The sequence below is a fragment of the Acinetobacter sp. OYA S30 genome, assembly GCF_033599315.1.
Taxonomy (GTDB): domain Bacteria; phylum Pseudomonadota; class Gammaproteobacteria; order Pseudomonadales; family Moraxellaceae; genus Acinetobacter; species Acinetobacter baumannii.
On record NZ_JAWVAV010000019.1, the window covers coordinates 48655 to 68843 of the forward strand.

Here is a 20189-nt window from a genome sequence, read left to right on the forward strand (position 1 = left end):
TTAGTATAAAAATTAAATAAAATGCTGGTTGATATTTTATGACTAAGAGAATTAGTTTTAACGCTTTTGAAATGAATTGTATAGCCCATCAATCTCCTGGATTATGGCGACATCCTCAAGACCGATCTGTTGAATATAAAGATTTAGAATATTGGACAGATTTAGCGCAAATTCTTGAGCGTGGTTTTTTTGACGGTATTTTTATTGCAGATGTGCTTGGTATTTATGATGTTTATCATCAAAGTGCTGAACATGCTTTAACAGGTGCAGTACAAGTTCCAGTCAATGATCCGCTACAGATTGTGCCAGCGATGGCAGCCGTCACAAAGCACTTGGGTTTTGGTGTCACGACTTCTATTTCCTTTGAACATCCTTATCCTTTTGCTAGACGTATTAGCACGCTAGACCATTTAACCAAAGGGCGAGTTGGTTGGAATATCGTGACGTCTTATTTGGAAAGCGGTTCGAAAAACTTGGGCCTAAAAACTCAGGTTAACCATGACAATCGTTATGATATTGCTGATGAATACTTAGAAGTCCTTTACAAGCTTTGGGAAGGCTCTTGGGAAGAAGGTTCGGTACTTCGTGACCGTGAAAGCGGTATCTTTGCTGACCATAAAAAAGTGCATCCAATTCAGCATGAAGGTAAATACTTTACTGTACCGGGCATCCATATTTGTGAGCCATCACCGCAGCGAACACCAGTACTTTACCAAGCAGGCGCATCTTCACGCGGGCAGAAGTTTGCCAGTCAAAATGCTGAGTGTGTATTCATCGCAGCGCCATCTAAAATTGCCACTAAAAAAGTAGTACAGGGCATTCGCCAAAAATTGGCTCAAGAAGGCCGCGATCCTTACTCAGTTAAAATTTATGCACTTTTGTCGATTGTCACTGATGAAACCGATGCAAAAGCACAGGCTAAGTTTAAAGAATATCAAAGCTATGGAAGCTACGATGGGGCTTTAACATTATTGTCAGGCTGGTCGGGTGTGGATTTTTCGCAATACCAGCCAACGGACAAAGTTGAATATATTCAAACCAACGCGATTCAATCTTTATTAGATTCTTATGTAAATGCAGATCCAGAACGTGTCTGGACCATTGAAGAAATTGCAAACTGGAACAGCTTAGGTGGTAATGGACCTGTACTTGTAGGTTCGGCAGAAACCATTTCGGATGCTCTACAGCAATGGGTTGAAGATACCGATGTCGATGGCTTTAACCTTGCCTACATTTTGGCGCATCAAACCTTTGCCGATGTAGTTGAGTTTATTGTGCCAGAGTTGCAAAAACGTGGGGTATATCAAACCTCATATGCACAAGGAACATTAAGAGAAAAATTATTTGGTGCTGGGCCATATTTGCCTGAAAATCACCGAGGTGCAAAATATCGTAATCTAAAAGAGTTAAAACTTGCTGAGGCGAGTTAAATATTTTGGAAAGTCTTTAAATAAAAGCTGGTTAAATACCAGCTTTTATTTTGTCTTTTTATATCGATTTTAATTCTGAGTTAATAATGAAAAGATAATTCTATAAATTAGATTAAAACATCAGATTAATTTGTTTTTGTATTATGTGAATAATCATTATTTTGTTTCTGTGATTAAAATACAGGAATTATTAAGTGAGCACACAAGAACTCGATCATAACCACCGTTATGAAATTAAATCTCCCGATGATGTTTCACAATTAATTTCCAAATTTGCAGGGAAGGGTAAATCGAATAAAGTTATTTGGTTGGCTTTGATTGGTGTGTTTATTGATGCCTATGATTTAACAACGCTCTCTTTCGGTATTGAGCAAGTCATCTCAGAGTTTTCTTTAAGCCCTGTAATGACGGGTGTGGTGGCTTCAGCAATTGTCTGCGGAACCATTGTGGGTAACCTGATTGGTGGTTGGCTGACAGATAAAATTGGCCGTTATCGGGTCTTCATGGCTGACATGGTGCTGTTTGTCATTGCGGCAATTGTCGCTGGTTTTGCACCGAATGTATGGGTTTTGATTTTAGCCAGATTTATTATGGGAATTAGTGTTGGTATTGATTTGCCTGTGGCAATGTCATACTTATCTGAGTTTTCCAAATTTAACGGTAGTAGCAATAAGGCAGCGCGTTTAGCCGCATGGTGCCCAATGTGGTATGCCGCTTCTTCGGTGTGTTTTGGCCTAGTTCTGGCGCTTTATTTTCTTTTACCCCCTGAGCATAGCAACTGGTTATGGAGAGCATCTTTAATTTTTGGAGCAGTGCCAGCGTTACTCATTATTTTTATTCGCGGTAAATATTTAACTGAATCACCAATCTGGCTTGCAAACCAAGGCGATTTAAAGGGGGCAGCTCGAGTTCTACAAGAATCCTATGCAATTAATGCAGTCGCTACAGTTGAAAAAGTAGAAAGAACTGCTGAAAAGAAAAAGCGCGAGGGGTTTGCGGTTTTATTTAATAAAACCTATTTGCCAAGAACTATTGTGGCCATTGTGATTCATATTTCGGTGGCATTTCAGTACACGACCATTGCCTTCTTTTTACCTTCTATTTTAATGCGTTTCTTTCATACCGATGTCTTGACGACCATTACTACAACACTCGGGCTTAATTTATTGTTTGCATTTACGGGCGGGCTGTTAGGTGTATTTGTTGCCAGCAGATTTAAATCTCGTCATGTGTTGCTTACAGGCTTTTTACTCCAGTTTATAGCCCTCATTGCCTTGGCATTAATTGGTGAACCCGGTAATAGCTTTTTACTCTACACCGCAATTGGTATGCTCGGTTTGTGGCTTTTTGCCGAAGGCTTTGGACCAGGGGCACAAATGATGGTTTATCCAACTATGGCTTATCCAGCTTCGATTCGTGGCGTTGGGGTTGGCTTTAACCGTGCGGTAACAGGTGTTGCTCAAGCCATTGCTTTGTTTGTTTTACCGATCTGGATGGCGGGATATAAAACCGATGTTTATCTGATTATTTCTATCTTTGCATTTATTCCTTTAATTGTGATTGGATTACTGATTAAGTTTGAGCCTACTGCCCAAGATGTTGATGTGATTGATGAAGATAAAACAGAACTTCCTCTCAATAATTCACCAGTAATCGACTAGAGTAAAAATAAATATCTAGATAAAAATAAAGGCCAACAGATGTTGGCCTTTATTTTTAGAATTAGAAGTAATAAGCAAAAATCACAAATGCTTTTTTATTCCATTTATCATTGCTTCCACCAGCCGCAAGGCCTTCACTGTCTCCTAGATATGGATCGTGTTTACCCATCAGCAACTCGGCTTGTACCGTCAATTTTTGATAGTTAAACGCAATGCCGGGAATAAAACGGGTGGAGTCTTTAAAGCCATCTTGCTCTTTTCGATAAGAACTATAGTTCAAGTATGGGCGAACAGAGGTAATTGGGCCAAACTGCTGAGGAAATAAATAGCTCAGTTCGGCTGAATAAATCTGACCTTTGGTTGCCGAGTTAAATGAATAATCGAAACCGCCCAAAGTCAGATGATCTTTATATTGGGTGTCGGCATTATCAATGTCTTGATAACCAGCCAAAAGCTGTAAATTCCATTGGTTGTAATTGGTATTGCTAAAAATCGAATAAACTTGGCGATCGCCATCTTGTCCTGAACGTTTATTTTCAATGGTGGAATACCATGCAGAAGCACCCAGTTGGGTAGAGAAATTTTCTTGGCCTAAGACATTTTTAAAGGTATGAGCACCGCGAACAACAATTGAGTTCTTTTCTTTGGTATTAGTGCCTTGCGGTACTGAGTCATCTGCATTGACAGGGTTGATACTAAATCGACTCGAGTCTTTGCTTTTACCTCTATAGGTGCCACCATCTGTAGGATAAAAGGCGAGTTGTGCTTCATTGATTCCATCATTGAAATCATATTTCACCCCAAGGTTGTGTACATCTTCCCAACCAGCACTATTGGCAATGCCTAAATAATAAGTATTTCCCCAAAAGCGGCCCAAGCCAAAAGGAACGGGGTTTAAGCCAGCAATAATTTTACTGTTGTCATTAATTTTATAACCTAACCACGCATCGGTAAGCCAATTGGCATCTCCTAAATGCCCGTAATATTCATAAACCCGATAATCTAGGCGGCCAATCCATTTAGGGGAGTTGTAATCTAGCCATAAGACCGCGTCATTAAAAGAAAATTTACTGGTAGTGGGATCAGAGTCAAAATCATAAATATATTTAGCCCGAACAGTACCACTTACTTTAAGTTCACCTTCTTCAGCATTGCCAAAGGTAAGCGCTGCATGACTTGAGAGGCTGAATGTAAGCAAAGACGTTGTAATTAATGTTTTTGTCAAAATTTGAGAATGCTTAAACAAAAGAATTTTTCTCCTCTTAAAAATAAAAAGTAAATTTGCGTCATGTATAAACCAGAAAAAGATTTGTCCAAATCTCAATATTTGCAGAAGTTTTAAGATAAAAAGATAATAAAATCTGACCGTTATAAAAAATATCGAAAATTAATTAGATGCAAAACTCTGGGTATAAAGACAAAAATAAAAATGATGAAATATGAGTAGGATAAAATAATTAAAAGGGGGATGTCAGGGCCTTCTAATCATATGATTTGGGAATATCGTTTTTAATTATTGATATATAAGTAATTTAATTTTACCGCTAATCTGTAAGTTTGCTTGAAATTTGCTTTTTACCAAAAGATAAAAACTTATGAAGAAAAGTTATTTATAAAAACCAGATAAGCAACTCATATTTTTTTATTTTTCATTATAAGGCCAGCTGCATACTATGAGCTTATATTATTGAAAGATCATGAAATTATGAGCACGAAGACCAAACCGTTGATCATCACGGCAATTGTTATAGTCGCAATTGTTGCATTTATCGTATGGCAAAATAAAAAAGACAATAATACAAGTGCTTCAGTTCGTGACAATAAACCTGTCGTGATTGCTTATCAAACTGGGGTTGACCCAAGCAAAGTGGCGCAGGCGAATGGAGACTATGAAAAACATAGTCAACGTACTATTCAATGGAAAAAATTTGATGCGGGTTCAGATGTTGTAAACGCACTTGCTTCAGGTGATGTCGTACTTGGCAATATTGGTTCAAGCCCACTTGCTGCTGCGGCAAGCCGTGATTTACCGATTGAAGTATTCTTAATTACATCAAAACTTGGCGCATCTGAAGCACTCGTGGTGAGTAATAAATCAGGCATTAAAACTCCTCAAGATTTAATTGGCAAAACCATTGCTGTACCGTTTGTTTCGACAACCCATTACAGCCTTTTGTCTGCACTTAAACATTGGAACATTCCAGAAGACAAAGTAAAAATTATTAACTTGCGTCCACCTGAAATTTCAGCTGCTTGGGAACGTGGTGATATTGATGCTGCCTATGTTTGGGAACCTGTTTTAAGTAAAGCCAAAGCATCTGGTACGGTTTTAACAGACTCAAAACAAGTCGGTGAATGGGGCGCTCCAACTTATGACTTATGGGTTGTGCGTAAAGATTTTGCAGAAAAAAATCCTGACTTTTTAAAAGCTTTTGTCCAAACCACACTTGAGCAACTCGAAAAATATAACCAAGACCCAGCCGCTTACGTTAAAGATGCTGATAACGTGCAAAAAATTGCGCAGCTCACAGGTTCTGATGCAAAAGATATCCCGCTTTTATTAAGTGGAAATATTTACCTTGACCACGCTCAGCAAAAACAAACATTAGAAGGTGAATTTGCGCAAAATATTTTTGATACAGCGAAATTCTTAAAAGGTCAGGGCAAAGTCGATCAACTTAAAGCCGATTATAAAGGCAATGTGAATTCTTCATTTTTGCAGCCTTAAGGAGTTGTCATGAGTGTACTTGAAGCCAAACATATTCATCTGACTTTTCCTAAACAGCAAAAGCCAGTTTTACAAGACATTAACCTAACCATTGAAGAAGGTTCTTTAACCGTGATTTTAGGTGAGTCGGGTTGTGGCAAAACAACTTTGCTTAATATCTTGGCAGGGTTTCAAAAGCCGAGTTCTGGTGATGTGCTTGTAAATCATGAAGTCGTAACTGGACCAGATGTAACTCGTGCTGTTGTATTTCAAGATCACGCCTTACTTCCTTGGTTGAATGTTGCAGATAATGTTGGCTTCGCTTTGCAGTTAAAAGGTTTAAAGCGTGCAGAGATTGAGAAACAAGTGAGTGCAATTTTAAAAATTGTGGGTTTAAGTCACGTTGAAAAAGCCAATATCTGGGAACTTTCCGGTGGTATGAAACAACGTGTTGGTATTGCCAGAGCTTTGATCAGTCACGCGCCGTTTATTTTATTAGATGAACCTTTTGCCGCATTAGATGCTTTTACGCGTGAAAACATGCAGCAGTTAGTGCTCGATTTATGGATTCAACAAAATAAAAGCTTCTTTTTGATTACTCATGACATTGAAGAAGCATTATTACTCAGCAATCAGCTGGTACTAATGACAGCGCATCCAGGCAAAATTGTAAAAACTCTACACCTCGATTTTGCCCAACGGTACCGTCAGGGCGAGTCTATTCGCTCAATTAAATCGGATCCTCAATTTATTCAGCTCAGAGAACAGTTATTTGAAAGTTTAAGGGCACAAAAACAAAGCGGTAAGGAGGCGTTACCTACATGAACACTAAAGATAACGTCTATGAATATGACAAAGCAGAGCTTAAACCTGAGTTAAATGTGCAAACAGAAAATGCTTCATTTCTATCGTCATTTTTTGAGAAGCATCGTACTTTGGCGGTCAGCATAATCAGTGTGGGAAGTGTAGTTGCACTCTGGTTTCTTATTACTGCTTTGCATGTTGTACCTGAACTGTTTTTACCGAGTCCACAGGCCGTCTGGCAAAAATTTATATCGGTCAGCCAAGAAGGCTTTATGAAAGCAACTTTGTGGCAACACTTGGCCGCTAGTATCTCGCGTGTGTTTTTGGCTTTGATTGCTGCCGTGGTGATTGGTGTTCCGCTGGGTTTGTGGATGGGACTGAACAAATGGGTTCGCGCTGTTCTAGATCCTTTGGTTGAATTATTACGTCCAATTCCGCCGTTAGCTTATTTGCCGTTACTTGTGATTTGGTTCGGTATTGGTGAAACCACAAAAGTACTTTTGATTTTCTTCTCGATTTTGGCGCCTGTCATTATTAGTAGTGCGCATGGTGTGTTAAGCCATCAGCTTAATCGTGAACGTGCGGCATTGTCATTAGGGGCAAGTCAGTCACAAGTCTTTTGGCATGTCATTTTACCAACGGCTTTGCCTCATATTATTACCGGTATTCGTATTGGTCTTGGGGTGGGCTGGTCAACATTAGTTGCAGCTGAGTTGGTTGCAGCGGACCGTGGTATTGGTTTTATGGTGCAATCGGCAGCACAGTTCTTAATTACCGATACGGTGATTCTGGGCATTATTGTGATTGCGATTGTCGCAGTTAGTTTTGAGCTGTTTTTACGTTGGTTACAAAAACAGTTTTCTCCTTGGTATGGTCAGCAGTTGTAGTAAAGAAGATGAATACAGTAGTAGCAAACTTAAATATAGAAGTGATCAAGCCTACCATTGGCGCAATTATTCACAATATTGATTTGAATGCGTTAAATGAACAGACAACGCAACAAATCCAGCAGGCTTTGCTTGATCATCAGGTCATTTTTTTTCGAAAGCAACAATTAGCGCCACAAGCACAAGCAGACTTGGCCCGTAGTTTTGGCACCTTACATGTGCACCCGATTTATCCTTCAATTGAAGATGTTCCGGAGGTAATGGTGCTCGACAGTTGGAAACAAGATTTGCGTGACAATGAACTTTGGCACACAGATGTGACTTTTAGTAAAACCCCGCCTTTAGGTTGTGTGTTGCAAGCTATTAAAATTCCACCTGTAGGCGGTGACACGTTGTGGTCGAGCAACACAGCAGCTTTTAAAGGGCTTCCGCTTGAGTTGCAGCAAAAATTGCGTGGCTTAACTGCAACGCACGATATACGTAAGTCTTTTCCACTTGAGCGTTTTGCCCATAACGAAGAAGAACGTGAAAAGCTTTTGCAAACTTTTAAGCGTAACCCACCAGTGGTTCACCCAGTGGTGCGTACTCATCCGGTTACAGGTGAGCCTTTGTTGTTCGTAAGCGAGGGTTTTACCACACACATTAATGAGTTACCCGAACAAGAAAGTGAGCAATTACTTAATTTCTTGTTTGAACATGCGACCCAAGAGCAATTTCATTTACGCTGGAAATGGCAAGATGGTGATGTCGCGATTTGGGATAACCGTTGCACACAACATAAAGCATTATTTGATTATGGCGATGCTCATCGAATTATGCACCGCGCAACTATTAATGGCGATGTGCCATTTTATAAAGAAGAACAACAGCCAGAGTTAGCAGAGGCTTAATTCCTTTAATTATTCTTTATTTCAATTCCAACTCTGAGTTTTGAGCTGGAATTGAAATATTAACTCTTTAGCGCATTCCAAATCCTGACAATATGCCTGTGTAGTTCTTTACAGGAGGTGAAGCCCAATCACCAACTTTGCTGGTTTTTAAATTTAACTGGACTAACATTTCAGCTTGTTTAACTGCTGCTGCAACGCCATCAATAACAATCACTCCCAATTCGTTTTGTAGCTTTAGACATAAATCACTCATACCTGCACAGCCCAAAACAATTGCATCGCTTTTGTCTTCCGCTAGGGCTTTTTTGCACTCATCTCGTATGGTTCGATAAGCATCTGAGTCAGGAAGCTCCAACTCTTCAACTGCAATGTCACAAGCTCGAACATTTTTGCAAAATGGCGTAGCCCCGTAGCGATGAGCCAGATGCCAGCTCATATTCACTGTGCGTTGTAATGTCGTGACTACACTAAAACCAGTACTGACATAACTTGCAGTTCGCATAGCTGCTTCGTCAATTCCAATCACAGGTGCTGACGTCATTTCACGGGCAGCATAAAGCGCAGGGTCACCAAAACAGGCAATAACATAAGCATCTACATCTAGAAATTCACCTTGGCGAATTTCCTTTAGCACACCTACTGCACTTAGAGCTTCATCATAATAACTTTCAATTGTTGCAGGGCCCATTTGAGGACTCACAGCAATAATTTGAGTATCAGAATTTGCGACTATCTTTGCTGATGCAGCAATTTTGTCAGTCATACTTTGAGTGGTATTGGGATTAATAAGTTTAATTTTCATTGTATTTTTACCTTAGTCATTGCCGATTTAGCATGGGCAAGCGGTTGGTTAAGAAATCGGTAAATGACAAAACCAAATCCCATACCAATAAACCATGTGAAATTAGCCAGCCCAGACAGTTGTGGTAAAAGTACGCAGAGAATAGGAATTAATGAAGCTGGAATTAACGCATAAAAGGCAGAGTGGTTATAACCATTTTTGTACCAATACAAGCCCTTAGTATCTAAAGTATATAAATCATCTACCACGATTTTTTGTTTTTTAACGAGATAAAAATCGGCGAGCAATACACCAAAAAGTGGACCGATAAATGCACCTAAAATATCAATGGTGTAATGGATCACTTGAGGGTTATTAAACAAATTCCATGGGGTAATGAAAATTGAACCTACTGCTGCAATCATTCCACCCATACGCAAGCTAATTTTGCTCGGTGAAACGTTGGAAAAATCAAATGCAGGTGAAACAAAGTTAGCAACAATATTAATTCCGATAGTGGCAATCATTAAGGTCAAACTACCTAAAATGACTACAAATGTGTTATCCAGTTTTCCAACCATCTCGACAGGGTCTGTAATAAGTTTTCCATATACTGGAAGCGTTGCTGCAATACACACCACAGTAAGTAAAGAAAAGCCTAAGAAGTTAATTGGTAAGCCAAGAAAGTTCCCCATTTTAATCGCGTTAAAGCTTTTACCATAACGAGAGAAGTCGCCAAAATTCAGCATCGGTCCTGAAAAATATGAGACAACAAGCGCAATAGCACCAATCATGACTGGTACAACTGCAAAACCGTCGTATTGAACCCCACTTAAATTTAAATCAATATTCTGCCAGCCAGCTTTCCAGATCAGCCAGACTGCCATGGCAAACATTACAATGTAGACAGCCGGACCTGCCCAGTCAATAAACTTACGAATGCTGTCCATACCAGACCAGAAAACAATCGCTTGTAGTAACCAAAGCAGCATGAAGCCAACCCATCCTAAATAGGAAAGCCCAAGAAAGCTGTAAGTTGAAACATCAGCATAGACCGACCATTCTGGAAAGAACTTTAAAATGACCAATAAAAAGGCACTAGAGGCCAAATAAGTTTGAATGCCATACCATGCGACAGCAATAAGCCCACGGATAACAGCAGGAATATTTGCACCAAGCACACCGAAAGTGGCACGACAAATCACAGGATAGGGCGTACCTGTTTGTTGGCTAGACTTGGCAATGAGGTTTGTAAAAAACTGAACAATTGCAATGCCGATCAGTAAAGATAGAAGTACTTGCCAGCTGTTGAGCCCTAGTGCAAAAAGGCTTCCAGCCATGACATAACCACCGACGCTATGAACATCCGACATCCAGAAAGCAAAAATATTATAAGCGCCCCAAGTTTGCTTTTTTAAAGGAGCTAAGTCTTGATTTGTCAGTTTTGCATCATAAGAAGGTTTAATTATCGCTTCGGTATTATTCATCTTGAACACTCACTTCCCTATGTTGGGCGGGCACGTTCTTCAGCAGCTTGAAATACTGACTAAAAGAATGAAATTAAAATTGTGCACAATGTGATATTTGGATTGTGCACAATTTATTGAGCAAAAGTTATGCCAAACTTGAGATGGAGTATTGATGAGTGATTTCGCTTGATACAATTTGGGAATATAAAGAGAGAGATTTATAAACTGAGACGTGCCTAATTTTTATAAAAAGCAAATAAATTTAGGTATATAAGTGGGTATTTATAAATTTAATATTGAATTGTTCAGCTCAGCATAGATAGTGTGAAAATGAGAGAAATATTTCCAAACGCTTAAGTTAAACTTACACTATTCAAAATAGATGAAGTTCTAAAAAGAGGAGACATTAATAAAAATGGAGAAATCAATGTCATCGAATGCACCAAAAAAAGCCGTAGAAATGAGCAATGATGAAATTGATGACCATATATATAACGCAATTGTAGATGCTATTTTAAATCGACAACTCGCTCCGGGCGCACGTTTAGTTGAAGCACCCTTATGCGAAGCATTTGGTGTAACGCGAGGAGTGTTAAGACGTGTTTTCGTTAAACTTGCACATGATAAGGTTATTGAAATTCAGCCCAACCGTGGGGCACTCATCGCAAAACATACTGCAAATGAAACAAAAGAAGTCTTTGAAGCACGCAGCATGCTTGAAATCGCCACTGTAAAAAAACTAGCACAAAAGTCTCATCACCTAGATTTTAGTGAGCTTCGGACTTTAGTAGAACAAGAGTCGGATGAGCGTTTAGCTGGAAATTGGGCCGAATGGATTAAGCTATCAGGTCAATTTCACCTAAAACTTGTCGAAGCTAATCAAAATTCGATCATGACCAGTTATTTGCAGACACTTATTGCGAGGACTTCGTTATTAATTGGATTGTATGAAATTCCAAAACATAATAATTGTTCGGCAGATGAACACCGTGCAATTTTAGATGCCATTGAACAAGGTGATGAAAAACGAGCAACTCAATTGATGGAAGATCATTTAGAACACTACGCAACCACATTTATTGAAGAAAACAGTACAGTATCTGCCGAGCAAAATTTATTAAATTTATTTAAAAATAAGAAAATTGAAACACCTCAAACTAATTAAAAATCTGGGCCAATTCCTATGGAAAAGGCCCAGATTGGTTATTTTATGGGAATGATTTGATGTGTTAAAAAATCAATAAATAGTTTTACTTTCTTCGATAAAATCTTACGATTTGGCCATGTGACATATAAGTGAAGCGGTTGACTGGTATAATCTTCCAAACATTTCTGTAACTTACCTTCTTTGTAATAAGGCTCTGCAATAAACTCTGGAAGAAAAACAATACCGTGATCTTTCAAACACATATCCAATAATAGTTCACCATTATTACACGTCATCACAGGGAAACAATTAAAAGACACTTCTTTCTGATCTTTTTGAAAAATCAATTTTTTATGTCGGCTATCTTGATAGTAAATTAGAAACTTATGTTCTTTAAGTTCTTCTAAAGAAGTAGGTAATCCATGTTGATTGAAATATTCAGGTGTTGCATATAAATAACGTTGATAGGTATTTAAAATTTTACTATTTGCCAAACTTGGCGCAGATCCATCTAAGCGTATGGTCAGATCAAATTTGTGTTGATTCACATCTAATAGCTGATCTGTCATAAATAAATCAATTTTAATACTGGGATATTTCTCAATAAAGTCTGAAATGATATGTTGAAGGAAAATGTTGCTAAAAGACATGGGCGTATTGAGCTTGAGTTCGCCTTCAGGATATTGCTGGTTATAGCTAATCTCGTAAGTTGCCCATTCAAATTCACTCAATATAACCTTGCAATGTTGGTAAAATTTTTCCCCACAACTGGTCAGATTCATTTGTCTGGTTGTTCGATTTAATAGCGTTGTTTTTAAATCATTTTCGAGGTAGCAAACACGTTTGGCTACCAAATCACGAGAAATATCGAGTGCTCTAGCTGCGCTACTAAAATTCCCATGTTCTACGACACTTACAAAAGTGGAAATACAGTCTAATCGATCCATGGATAACTAAAAATTAAAAAATATATATCCATGATTAAACTATAAAAATTAAAAAGCAATCATTGATTTGATTGTATCCATACAGGATACAGATTCGAGCTGTTTTGCTGTCTATGTTTTTACATTTTTATTTGTTTTGATAATAACCAGTAGGCAATTTTAAAAGCCTTATATAATGAATAATGGAGTTTAGACGTGAATAAATCACTTTTAGAACAACTATCACCAACCAATTGTCAGGTTATTTTTATTGATCACCAGCCGCAAATGGCTTTTGGGGTACAGTCAATAGATCGCCAAGTATTAAAGAATAATACTGTAGGGTTAGCAAAAGCAGCTAAAACATTCAATATTCCTGTCACGATTACGACAGTTGAAACTGAAAGCTTCTCTGGTCATACCTACCCAGAACTTTTAGATGTATTTCCAGATGCTCCTTTACTAGAACGTACTTCAATGAACTCATGGGATGATCAAAAAGTACGGGATTCGCTTGCAAGAAATAATCGTAAAAAAGTGATTGTTTCAGGTTTGTGGACTGAAGTGTGCAATAACACCTTTGCTTTTGGCGCCATGCTTGAAGGCGATTATGAGATTTATATGGTCGCAGATGCTTCAGGCGGTACATCGAAAGAAGCACATGACTACGCCATGCAACGCATGATTCAGGCAGGTGTTGTTCCGGTAACTTGGCAACAAGTATTACTCGAATGGCAGCGTGACTGGGCACACCGTGATACATACGATGCAGTTATGGCGATTGTACGTGAGCATTCTGGTGCTTACGGTATGGGTGTGGACTATGCCTATACGATGGTACATAAGGCGCCTGAGCGTACAACATCAAAACATGAAGTACTTGCACCAGTTCCTGCAAAATAAAACAGTACTGATTTAGGTAAAGGTATGTCTAGTATTCAATATTTAAGTGATATTAATACAGATATACCTTTATTTCTTTAGAACGATAATTCACAAGAATGGAGTTCAGAATGACCGACATAAACCTCATACTTAAAAACGGTAAAATCACAACACTAGATCCTCAGAACCCCGAAGTACAAGCAATAGCGATTGCAGATGGTAAAGTCGTCCGCACGGGTACAACTGATGAGGTTATGAAACTCGCAACTCCAACAAGTAAAGTTGTAGACTTAAATGGTCGACGCGTTATACCGGGTCTAAATGACAGTCATCTGCATATTATTCGTGGGGGCCTCAATTACAATATGGAACTGCGCTGGGAAGGTGTGCCATCCGTTGCCGATGCATTACGCTTACTCAAAGAGCAAGCAGATAATACGCTAGCTCCACAATGGGTTCGTGTAGTAGGCGGTTGGACTGAATTCCAGTTTGCTGAAAAGCGTTTACCGACTTTAGAAGAAATTAATAAAGCTGCACCAGATACTCCTGTATTCGTTTTACATTTATACGCCAGTGCCATGTTGAACCGAGCTGCCCTTGATGTATTAGGTTTTAATAAAGACACACCGGACCCGCCAGGTGGCAAGATTGTACGAAATGAAAAAGGTGAGCCAACAGGACTGTTGCTCGCAACGCCATCGGCTATGATTTTATATTCGACCTTAGGTAAAGCACCGAAATTGCCAGTTGAGGACCAAATCAACTCAACTCGTCATTTCATGCGTGAATTAAACCGATTAGGCATTACTTCAGCAATTGATGCAGGTGGTGGCGGTCAAAACTACCCTGAAGATTATGACGTGATTAAACAATTACATGATCAAAATCAAATGACGGTTCGAATTGCTTATAACCTATTTGCTCAGAAGGCAGGCCAAGAGCTTGATGATTATCGCCGCTGGACCGAAATGACATTTCCGGGCGATGGTGATGAGCTATTTAGAATGAATGGAGCAGGCGAGAACCTGACTTGGTCAGCGGGGGACTTTGAAGACTTCTATGAGCCACGTCCCGATTTACCAGAAAAAATGGAAGGTGAACTCGAAGCCATCGTAGAGCACTTGGCTGAAAAGAAATGGCCATTCCGTATTCATGCAACCTATGATGAAAGTATTAGTCGGTTACTCAATGTATTTGAGCGCGTCAATTCAAAACAGCCATTTGCGACACGATTTATTATTGACCATGCCGAAACTGTATCTGAGCGTAATATCGAACGTATTGGTGCGTTGGGTGGTGGTATCGCGATTCAGCATCGTATGGCATATCAAGGTGAGATTTTCGTAAAACGCTATGGTGCCGAAGCTGCCCAAGCAACGCCACCAGTCAAGAAAATGTTAGAACTCGGTGTACCTGTGGGTGCGGGAACAGATGCGACTCGTGTTGCATCTTATAACCCTTGGGTGTGTTTGTATTGGCTGACTACAGGTAAAACAGTAGGTGGGTTACCTTTGTATGATGAAAAAAATCTATTAGATCGTCAAACAGCCCTCAAACTCTGGACGAAAGGTTCGGCTTGGTTCTCAGGTGAAAAAGATGTCAAAGGTTCACTAACAGCAGGGGAACTTGCTGACTTGGTCGTACTATCTGATGACTACTTCAAAGTTGAAGCAGAAGATATCCAATGGATTGAGTCTGTACTCACTGTTTTAGGTGGAAAAGTGGTGTACGCAGGGGCAGAGTTTAAGCAGGACGATCCGCCGTTACCACCAGCATCTCCAACATGGTCGCCAGTAAAACGCTTCGATGGTCAGTGGCGTTTATCTGAAAACCGTAATGCTCCTTCCAATCAATCATTACAGTCACAAAGTGCATTGTGTGCATGTGCTAGTAGCTGTGGAATGCATGGACACAGCCACGCTTGGATGCTTGATGTTCCTGTAAATGATAAGGACAAAAAATCTTTCTGGGGCGCACTCGGGTGCTCGTGTTTTGCATTTTAAATAAAACAGTATGGGAACCTGCCTCATTAAATAGTTTGTTTCCTTAAGGTATGTACGATGAAAATGTACTTGTTATCTTTGGCTGTAGGGTTGCTTGTTGGTGTCTTATATTATGTTTTAAATGTTAAGTCACCAGCACCACCTCTTGTTGCATTAGTCGGTTTATTAGGCATGGTAATAGGAGAGCAACTGCTTCCTTTTATTAAGTCCTATTTTTAAGCTGTTTTATTCAAAAAAGCTAAATGGTGCCATGCCATTTAGCTTTTTATATTAATAAGTATCTTCAATTACTTTATACGACGGCCTTGTTCATCAATAATGATTTCACCATCTTCTTTTGCAAAATAGCCTAAGTTTTGTGAATCTAAAATGTCCAGTACAATCTCAGAAGGGCGGCAAAGTCGCGTACCTTTTTGTGTAACTACAAATGGGCGATTAATTAAAATTGGATATTGCACCATAAAATCAATTAACTGTTCATCAGTCCAATGGCCTTGTTCTAACTCTAAATCTTTATAGGGTTCAACATTTTTACAAATTGCTTCACGTACAGTTAGGTTTGAGTCCTTAATGAGTTGGATTAGTTCATCTGTACTTGGTGGTGTTTGCAAATATTCAATAACGATAGGTTCAATTCCTGCATGACGAATAAGCGCCAATGTATTGCGTGAGGTTCCGCAAGCAGGGTTATGGTAAATCTTCACTAGCTCAGTCATGACAAATTTATCGATGAATTAAGATATTGCATTTATATATGGATATCCGTATATTTGCAATAACGAATATATTCTGTTAAAGATATGATCAACCAAGTCGATTTCTTTAAATGTCTATCTGACCAAACTCGGTTAAATATTCTTAAATTAGTTCTAAATAAACAAAATATTTGTGTTTGTGAGCTAACAGAACAGCTTGAGTTGAGCCAACCGAAAATCTCCAGACACTTGGCCTTATTAAGAACTCATGGCGTATTACTGGATGAAAGAAAAGGACAGTGGGTTTATTACAGCTTAAATCCTGATTTACCTGTTTGGGCTTTAGATATTCTAAAGGTGATAGAAAATGACGAGAGTGGGACAAAAGTAAAACAACAAGATCAGTCTTTCATCACGACAACGTGTTGTGATTAATCTCCCTAGATTTCCGTCTTTAAAATTTAGATTTTCTTAGCATAAGTGCATAGGTCATTTGTGTGTATTGAGCAAAATTAATCAATTCTTTCTTCGAGTAGAACATGACTAAACAAGGGCTTTCCTTTTTAGATCGAAACCTGACGCTATGGATTTTTATAGCAATGGCTTTAGGTTTAGCGATTGGAGTTTTCTTTCCTCAGGCATCTGTATCTTTAAATGAATTAAGTGTAGATAACGTTAATATTCCAATCGCAATCGGTTTGGTTTTAATGATGTATCCGCCATTGGCAAAAGTGGACTATGCGGCTTTACCAGAAGTATTTAAGGATAAGAAAACCTTAACTTTATCGCTGGTACAAAACTGGATTATTGCTCCAGTTTTAATGTTTATCCTTGCGATTGTTTTTTTGCATAACTATCCGGAGTATATGACTGGCCTTATTTTGATAGGCTTGGCACGTTGTATTGCAATGGTATTAGTCTGGAATGGCTTAGCTTGTGGTGATAATCAATATGTTGCAGCTTTGGTCGCCTTTAACAGTATTTTTCAGATTTTATTTTTTAGTACCTATGCATGGTTGTTCTTAACTTTCTTGCCGCCATATTTTGGTGTGGCTGGGCAAGTGATTGATGTCAATTTCTGGACCATCACACATGCTGTTTTGGTGTATTTGGGTATTCCATTTTTAATGGGGTTTTTAACTCGTTTGATTTTAGTCAAGTCGAAAGGATTGGAATGGTATCAAACTAAATTTTTACCAAAGATCAGCCCGATTAGTTTAATTGCTTTACTTTTTACCATTGTGGCGATGTTTAGTTTAAAAGGTGGTGATGTGGTGAGCTTACCTTTAGATGTATTACGTATTGCGATTCCACTTACCATTTACTTTGTAGTGATGTTCTTTATTAGTTTCTTTATGAGTAAACGGATGGGGAATAATTACCCGCGTACAGCGGCAATTTCATTTACCGCGGCAGGTAATAACTTTGAGTTGGCTTTAGCTGTAGCTATTGCAACTTTTGGTTTAGCATCACCTGTAGCATTTACCACAGTGATTGGACCATTGGTTGAAGTACCCGTTTTAATTTCACTTGTCACCGTTTCGCTTTGGTTAAAGAAAAAGTATTACTCTTAAAATCGTAAAATTTATTTGAACTATTTTTTGCTAAAAATGACTTTAACAAAGTGCCTTTATATAGGCACTTTTTATTGCCTAGCTTTTACACTTAGGTCATTGTTGGTAATAGTTTTTGCATGAGTTCAATGAAGTTTGACACTTTAGCTGAGTTTTCATTTTCTCGTGTAATTAAGTAAATAGGCGCATTTAGTTTTATCGAATCATCAAACTCGCGATAGACGATTTCATGGTCCCAAAAGTTATGCATTGAAGCGGGCACAATACTAATTCCAATACCAGCAGCCACTAAATTGAGGGTCGCAGTAGGGCGCGGCGCTTCTTGAATAATACGCGGACTAAAACCTGCCTGATAGCAGCTATATAAAATATTGTCATATAAGCCTTGCCCTGAAGAGCGACGGTATAAAACAAAATTTTCTTCTGACAAGTTACTTAAACTAATTTTTTTCTTCTGTGTAAGCGGATGGCCGATAGGTAAGGCCACCACCATTGGCTCGTCTAATATATGAAGATGCTTCAAACCAATATCTCGGCTAATCGGCGCTCTTAAAAAGGCAATATCAAGTTTTTCTGAAATTAACCAGTCCAGTTGCTTTTGACTGCCTGCTTCTTCAAGTTTGGTTTGCACAGCAGGGTACATTTCCCGATATGAACGTAATACGAGTGAAATGAGCGGATGCAAACCTGCGGAACTTGTAAAGCCAATATTGAGTTGTCCAGTTTTACCTTGGCTAACATCTTGGACCAATTTAGGAATATGGCGGGCATGTTCTAATAAAAGTTGTGCTTCTTTAAATAGTGCTAAACCCGCTTCCGTCGGTTCAATCCCGCGCGGTTGACGAATAAGTAACTGTGTACCGAGTTCTTGTTCAAGTTTTTTAAGTAAACGCGTTAAAGGTGGCTGTTGAATAAACAAACGGTTTGCTGCATGAGTAATATTTCTTTCTTCAACCACCACTACAAAGGCATGAAGCTTATATAAATCGAGCATAGGAATACCTTTAGGGTATGGTTAATGAAAATAAAAGCATTTGTAGATATATCATAAAAGTATCATTCTATCTTGGTCGGATAAAGTGAAAAGTAACGAAAATGAACCATGTTGAGATTGCCGTGCAGAAGGATACTGTTCCTACTTGCACAGAGTTATTTTTAGGTTTTTTAACATTAGGTTTAATTGGATTTGGTGGTGTGCTGCCTTTAGCCCGTAAAGTTATTGTAGAGCAAAGGCATTGGTTAAGCCCTGAAAAATTCACTGAGTTACTTGGTCTGTGTCAATTTTTACCGGGCGGCAATATTATTAATTTATCGGTTGCGATTGGCATGGAGTTTCGCGGTGTCCGTGGAGCAGTGAGCTCACTCATTGGTTTAATCTTCGCACCTACCGTAATTGTTGTACTTTTACATTATGTCTATGAGCAGTTCCAAGACAACTTAATGGTTAAGCACCTTTTTGAAGGTTTAGGAGCAGCAGCAGCAGGGCTTCTGGTTGCCACAGGTCTGAAAATGCTTAAGCCTTTATTACGTAATCCATTAGCAATCTGTGTTGTGGTAGCGGCAATTGTCAGCATTGCCTTTCTAAAAATTCCTTTACTTTTGACTATGCTGATTTTACTTGCGTTTTATTCAGCCATCATTTGGAGACGTGTGTAATGGGTGCCGTACTACTTACTTTAGCAATCATTTTTACTCAGTTGTCTCTTATTGCATTTGGTGGTGGGAATACGATTTTGCCCGAAATGCAACGTCAAGTAGTCGATATCCATCACTGGATGACGGCGCAAGAATTTAGTGCGTTGTTTGCCATGGCACAAGCTGCACCTGGTCCAAATATGATGATTGTACCTTTGGTAGGGTGGCATGTAGCAGGGTTGTCTGGGCTATTGGTGACGTCTACTGCTAAATTTTTACCGTCATCTCTTATTACTGTATTTGTGATGAGAGGCTGGTCAAAATTCAAAGATAAGAAATGGCGCCGTGTTTTACAGCTTGCTTTACAACCTGTCACTGTGGGAACGGTACTTGCCAGTGCTTGGATTATCTCTGAGGCAGCGGCAATAAATACTTTACTTATCATTATGGTAGTCATTGCAACTTTATTATCTTTAATTAAGAAAGTTCATCCTTTGCATGTCTTGATTGCTGGGGCTGTATTTGGTGTGGTCTTACTCTAGTTTAACCAGTTTGCCGACCTGCGCTGGGATGAGTTCAGGTTGGCTTTTTTTATTGAAGAAATAATAAAATCTAAAAAACCGATCAAATATATAAAAACATACTGTTTTACCTATTCATTGTTTTAACGTACTATGCATCTATTGAAAGAATTT

20 protein-coding genes are annotated in these 20189 nt (G+C 38.9%); 14 read left to right on the top strand and 6 right to left on the bottom strand.

What is annotated here, in order from left to right; all coding sequences use genetic code 11:
* The first annotated feature begins 38 nt into the window (after positions 1-38).
* Entirely contained in the window at positions 39-1430 is a 1392-nt protein-coding gene (locus R5R67_RS11165) for an LLM class flavin-dependent oxidoreductase (RefSeq protein WP_002040903.1), read from the top strand.
* 194 nt (positions 1431-1624) lie between these two features.
* Positions 1625-3091, top strand: a complete 1467-nt coding sequence (locus R5R67_RS11170; RefSeq protein WP_000107061.1) for an MFS transporter — start codon at positions 1625-1627, stop codon at positions 3089-3091.
* Between the two features lie 61 nt (positions 3092-3152).
* Here the strand turns inward: R5R67_RS11170 and R5R67_RS11175 are convergent, their stop codons facing one another.
* The gene (locus R5R67_RS11175; protein WP_000472482.1) at positions 3153-4337 is read right to left on the bottom strand and encodes a hypothetical protein; all 1185 of its coding nucleotides are present in this window, start codon (positions 4335-4337) and stop codon (positions 3153-3155) included.
* Positions 4338-4778: 441 nt separating this feature from the next.
* Here R5R67_RS11175 and tauA point away from each other — a divergent pair, with 441 nt between their 5' ends.
* The 4 genes from tauA to tauD are packed head-to-tail and all read left to right on the top strand — an operon-like array spanning position 4779 to position 8379.
* Positions 4779-5819: a taurine ABC transporter substrate-binding protein gene (gene tauA, locus R5R67_RS11180; protein ID WP_000651493.1), complete on the top strand. Its 1041-nt coding sequence runs from the start codon at positions 4779-4781 to the stop codon at positions 5817-5819.
* Between the two features lie 9 nt (positions 5820-5828).
* Entirely contained in the window at positions 5829-6623 is a 795-nt protein-coding gene (locus tag R5R67_RS11185) for a taurine ABC transporter ATP-binding protein (protein WP_000114473.1), read from the top strand.
* Entirely contained in the window at positions 6620-7489 is an 870-nt protein-coding gene (gene tauC, locus R5R67_RS11190) for a taurine ABC transporter permease TauC (protein WP_001092656.1), read from the top strand. The genes R5R67_RS11185 and tauC overlap by 4 nt, the downstream gene beginning before the upstream one ends.
* An 8-nt stretch (positions 7490-7497) precedes the next feature.
* A complete protein-coding gene (tauD, locus tag R5R67_RS11195; RefSeq protein WP_001099249.1) occupies positions 7498-8379 on the top strand; it encodes a taurine dioxygenase in 882 nt (293 codons plus the stop codon).
* 67 nt (positions 8380-8446) lie between these two features.
* Here the strand turns inward: tauD and R5R67_RS11200 are convergent, their stop codons facing one another.
* Positions 8447-9181 (bottom strand): aspartate/glutamate racemase family protein, encoded by a 735-nt coding sequence (locus R5R67_RS11200; protein ID WP_318754845.1) that lies wholly within the window; start codon positions 9179-9181, stop codon positions 8447-8449.
* Positions 9178-10647: an NCS1 family nucleobase:cation symporter-1 gene (locus R5R67_RS11205; protein ID WP_001066264.1), complete on the bottom strand. Its 1470-nt coding sequence runs from the start codon at positions 10645-10647 to the stop codon at positions 9178-9180. Before R5R67_RS11205 ends, R5R67_RS11200 begins: the two co-directional genes overlap by 4 nt.
* Before the next feature lie 397 nt (positions 10648-11044).
* Here R5R67_RS11205 and R5R67_RS11210 point away from each other — a divergent pair, with 397 nt between their 5' ends.
* On the top strand, positions 11045-11794 hold the full coding sequence (locus R5R67_RS11210; RefSeq protein WP_085943498.1) for a GntR family transcriptional regulator: 750 nt from the start codon (positions 11045-11047) through the stop codon (positions 11792-11794).
* 38 nt (positions 11795-11832) lie between these two features.
* Here R5R67_RS11210 and R5R67_RS11215 read toward each other — a convergent pair whose 3' ends face one another.
* A complete protein-coding gene (locus tag R5R67_RS11215) occupies positions 11833-12723 on the bottom strand; it encodes a LysR family transcriptional regulator (protein WP_000375416.1) in 891 nt (296 codons plus the stop codon).
* A 195-nt stretch (positions 12724-12918) separates the two neighbouring features.
* On the opposite strand from R5R67_RS11215, the gene R5R67_RS11220 reads away from it, so the two are divergent.
* The 3 genes from R5R67_RS11220 (at position 12919) to R5R67_RS11230 (ending at position 15809) form a co-directional block, all read left to right on the top strand.
* The gene (locus tag R5R67_RS11220; RefSeq protein ID WP_001043294.1) at positions 12919-13605 is read left to right on the top strand and encodes a hydrolase; all 687 of its coding nucleotides are present in this window, start codon (positions 12919-12921) and stop codon (positions 13603-13605) included.
* A 110-nt stretch (positions 13606-13715) separates the two neighbouring features.
* Positions 13716-15590, top strand: coding sequence for an amidohydrolase (locus tag R5R67_RS11225; protein ID WP_000129805.1), 1875 nt, complete (start codon positions 13716-13718; stop codon positions 15588-15590).
* Between the two features lie 57 nt (positions 15591-15647).
* Positions 15648-15809, top strand: coding sequence for a DUF1427 family protein (locus R5R67_RS11230; protein ID WP_000784879.1), 162 nt, complete (start codon positions 15648-15650; stop codon positions 15807-15809).
* Positions 15810-15877: 68 nt separating this feature from the next.
* Here the strand turns inward: R5R67_RS11230 and arsC are convergent, their stop codons facing one another.
* Positions 15878-16306 carry an arsenate reductase (glutaredoxin) gene (arsC, locus tag R5R67_RS11235; RefSeq protein WP_000138020.1) on the bottom strand — a complete coding sequence of 143 codons (429 nt, stop codon included), beginning with the start codon at positions 16304-16306 and terminating at the stop codon, positions 15878-15880.
* An 84-nt stretch (positions 16307-16390) separates the two neighbouring features.
* On the opposite strand from arsC, the gene R5R67_RS11240 reads away from it, so the two are divergent.
* Positions 16391-16720, top strand: a complete 330-nt coding sequence (locus R5R67_RS11240; RefSeq protein WP_000610147.1) for an ArsR/SmtB family transcription factor — start codon at positions 16391-16393, stop codon at positions 16718-16720.
* A gap of 104 nt (positions 16721-16824) precedes the next feature.
* A complete protein-coding gene (gene arsB, locus R5R67_RS11245; protein ID WP_005124195.1) occupies positions 16825-17859 on the top strand; it encodes an ACR3 family arsenite efflux transporter in 1035 nt (344 codons plus the stop codon).
* 91 nt (positions 17860-17950) lie between these two features.
* Here arsB and R5R67_RS11250 read toward each other — a convergent pair whose 3' ends face one another.
* Complete coding sequence (locus tag R5R67_RS11250) at positions 17951-18853, bottom strand: LysR family transcriptional regulator (protein ID WP_000886379.1); 903 nt, start codon at positions 18851-18853, stop codon at positions 17951-17953.
* A gap of 101 nt (positions 18854-18954) precedes the next feature.
* Between R5R67_RS11250 and R5R67_RS11255 the strand changes: the two genes are divergently transcribed.
* Positions 18955-19515 carry a chromate transporter gene (locus R5R67_RS11255; protein WP_001017021.1) on the top strand — a complete coding sequence of 187 codons (561 nt, stop codon included), beginning with the start codon at positions 18955-18957 and terminating at the stop codon, positions 19513-19515.
* Complete coding sequence (locus R5R67_RS11260; RefSeq protein WP_000501457.1) at positions 19515-20036, top strand: chromate transporter; 522 nt, start codon at positions 19515-19517, stop codon at positions 20034-20036. Before R5R67_RS11255 ends, R5R67_RS11260 begins: the two co-directional genes overlap by 1 nt.
* Positions 20037-20189 lie beyond the last annotated feature (153 nt).

Excerpts from the sequence above, each read along its gene's own strand:
- R5R67_RS11165 (WP_002040903.1), top strand. The coding sequence starts at position 39 with ATGACTAAGAGAATTAGTTTTAACGCTTTTGAAATGAATTGTATAGCC.
- R5R67_RS11185 (WP_000114473.1), top strand. The coding sequence starts at position 5,829 with ATGAGTGTACTTGAAGCCAAACATATTCATCTGACTTTTCCTAAACAG.
- tauC (WP_001092656.1), top strand. The coding sequence starts at position 6,620 with ATGAACACTAAAGATAACGTCTATGAATATGACAAAGCAGAGCTTAAA.
- tauD (WP_001099249.1), top strand. The coding sequence starts at position 7,498 with ATGAATACAGTAGTAGCAAACTTAAATATAGAAGTGATCAAGCCTACC.
- R5R67_RS11200 (WP_318754845.1), bottom strand. The coding sequence starts at position 9,181 with ATGAAAATTAAACTTATTAATCCCAATACCACTCAAAGTATGACTGAC.
- R5R67_RS11205 (WP_001066264.1), bottom strand. The coding sequence starts at position 10,647 with ATGAATAATACCGAAGCGATAATTAAACCTTCTTATGATGCAAAACTG.
- R5R67_RS11210 (WP_085943498.1), top strand. The coding sequence starts at position 11,045 with ATGGAGAAATCAATGTCATCGAATGCACCAAAAAAAGCCGTAGAAATG.
- R5R67_RS11215 (WP_000375416.1), bottom strand. The coding sequence starts at position 12,723 with ATGGATCGATTAGACTGTATTTCCACTTTTGTAAGTGTCGTAGAACAT.
- R5R67_RS11225 (WP_000129805.1), top strand. The coding sequence starts at position 13,716 with ATGACCGACATAAACCTCATACTTAAAAACGGTAAAATCACAACACTA.
- R5R67_RS11230 (WP_000784879.1), top strand. The coding sequence starts at position 15,648 with ATGAAAATGTACTTGTTATCTTTGGCTGTAGGGTTGCTTGTTGGTGTC.
- arsC (WP_000138020.1), bottom strand. The coding sequence starts at position 16,306 with ATGACTGAGCTAGTGAAGATTTACCATAACCCTGCTTGCGGAACCTCA.
- R5R67_RS11240 (WP_000610147.1), top strand. The coding sequence starts at position 16,391 with ATGATCAACCAAGTCGATTTCTTTAAATGTCTATCTGACCAAACTCGG.
- arsB (WP_005124195.1), top strand. The coding sequence starts at position 16,825 with ATGACTAAACAAGGGCTTTCCTTTTTAGATCGAAACCTGACGCTATGG.
- R5R67_RS11250 (WP_000886379.1), bottom strand. The coding sequence starts at position 18,853 with ATGCTCGATTTATATAAGCTTCATGCCTTTGTAGTGGTGGTTGAAGAA.
- R5R67_RS11255 (WP_001017021.1), top strand. The coding sequence starts at position 18,955 with ATGAACCATGTTGAGATTGCCGTGCAGAAGGATACTGTTCCTACTTGC.
- R5R67_RS11260 (WP_000501457.1), top strand. The coding sequence starts at position 19,515 with ATGGGTGCCGTACTACTTACTTTAGCAATCATTTTTACTCAGTTGTCT.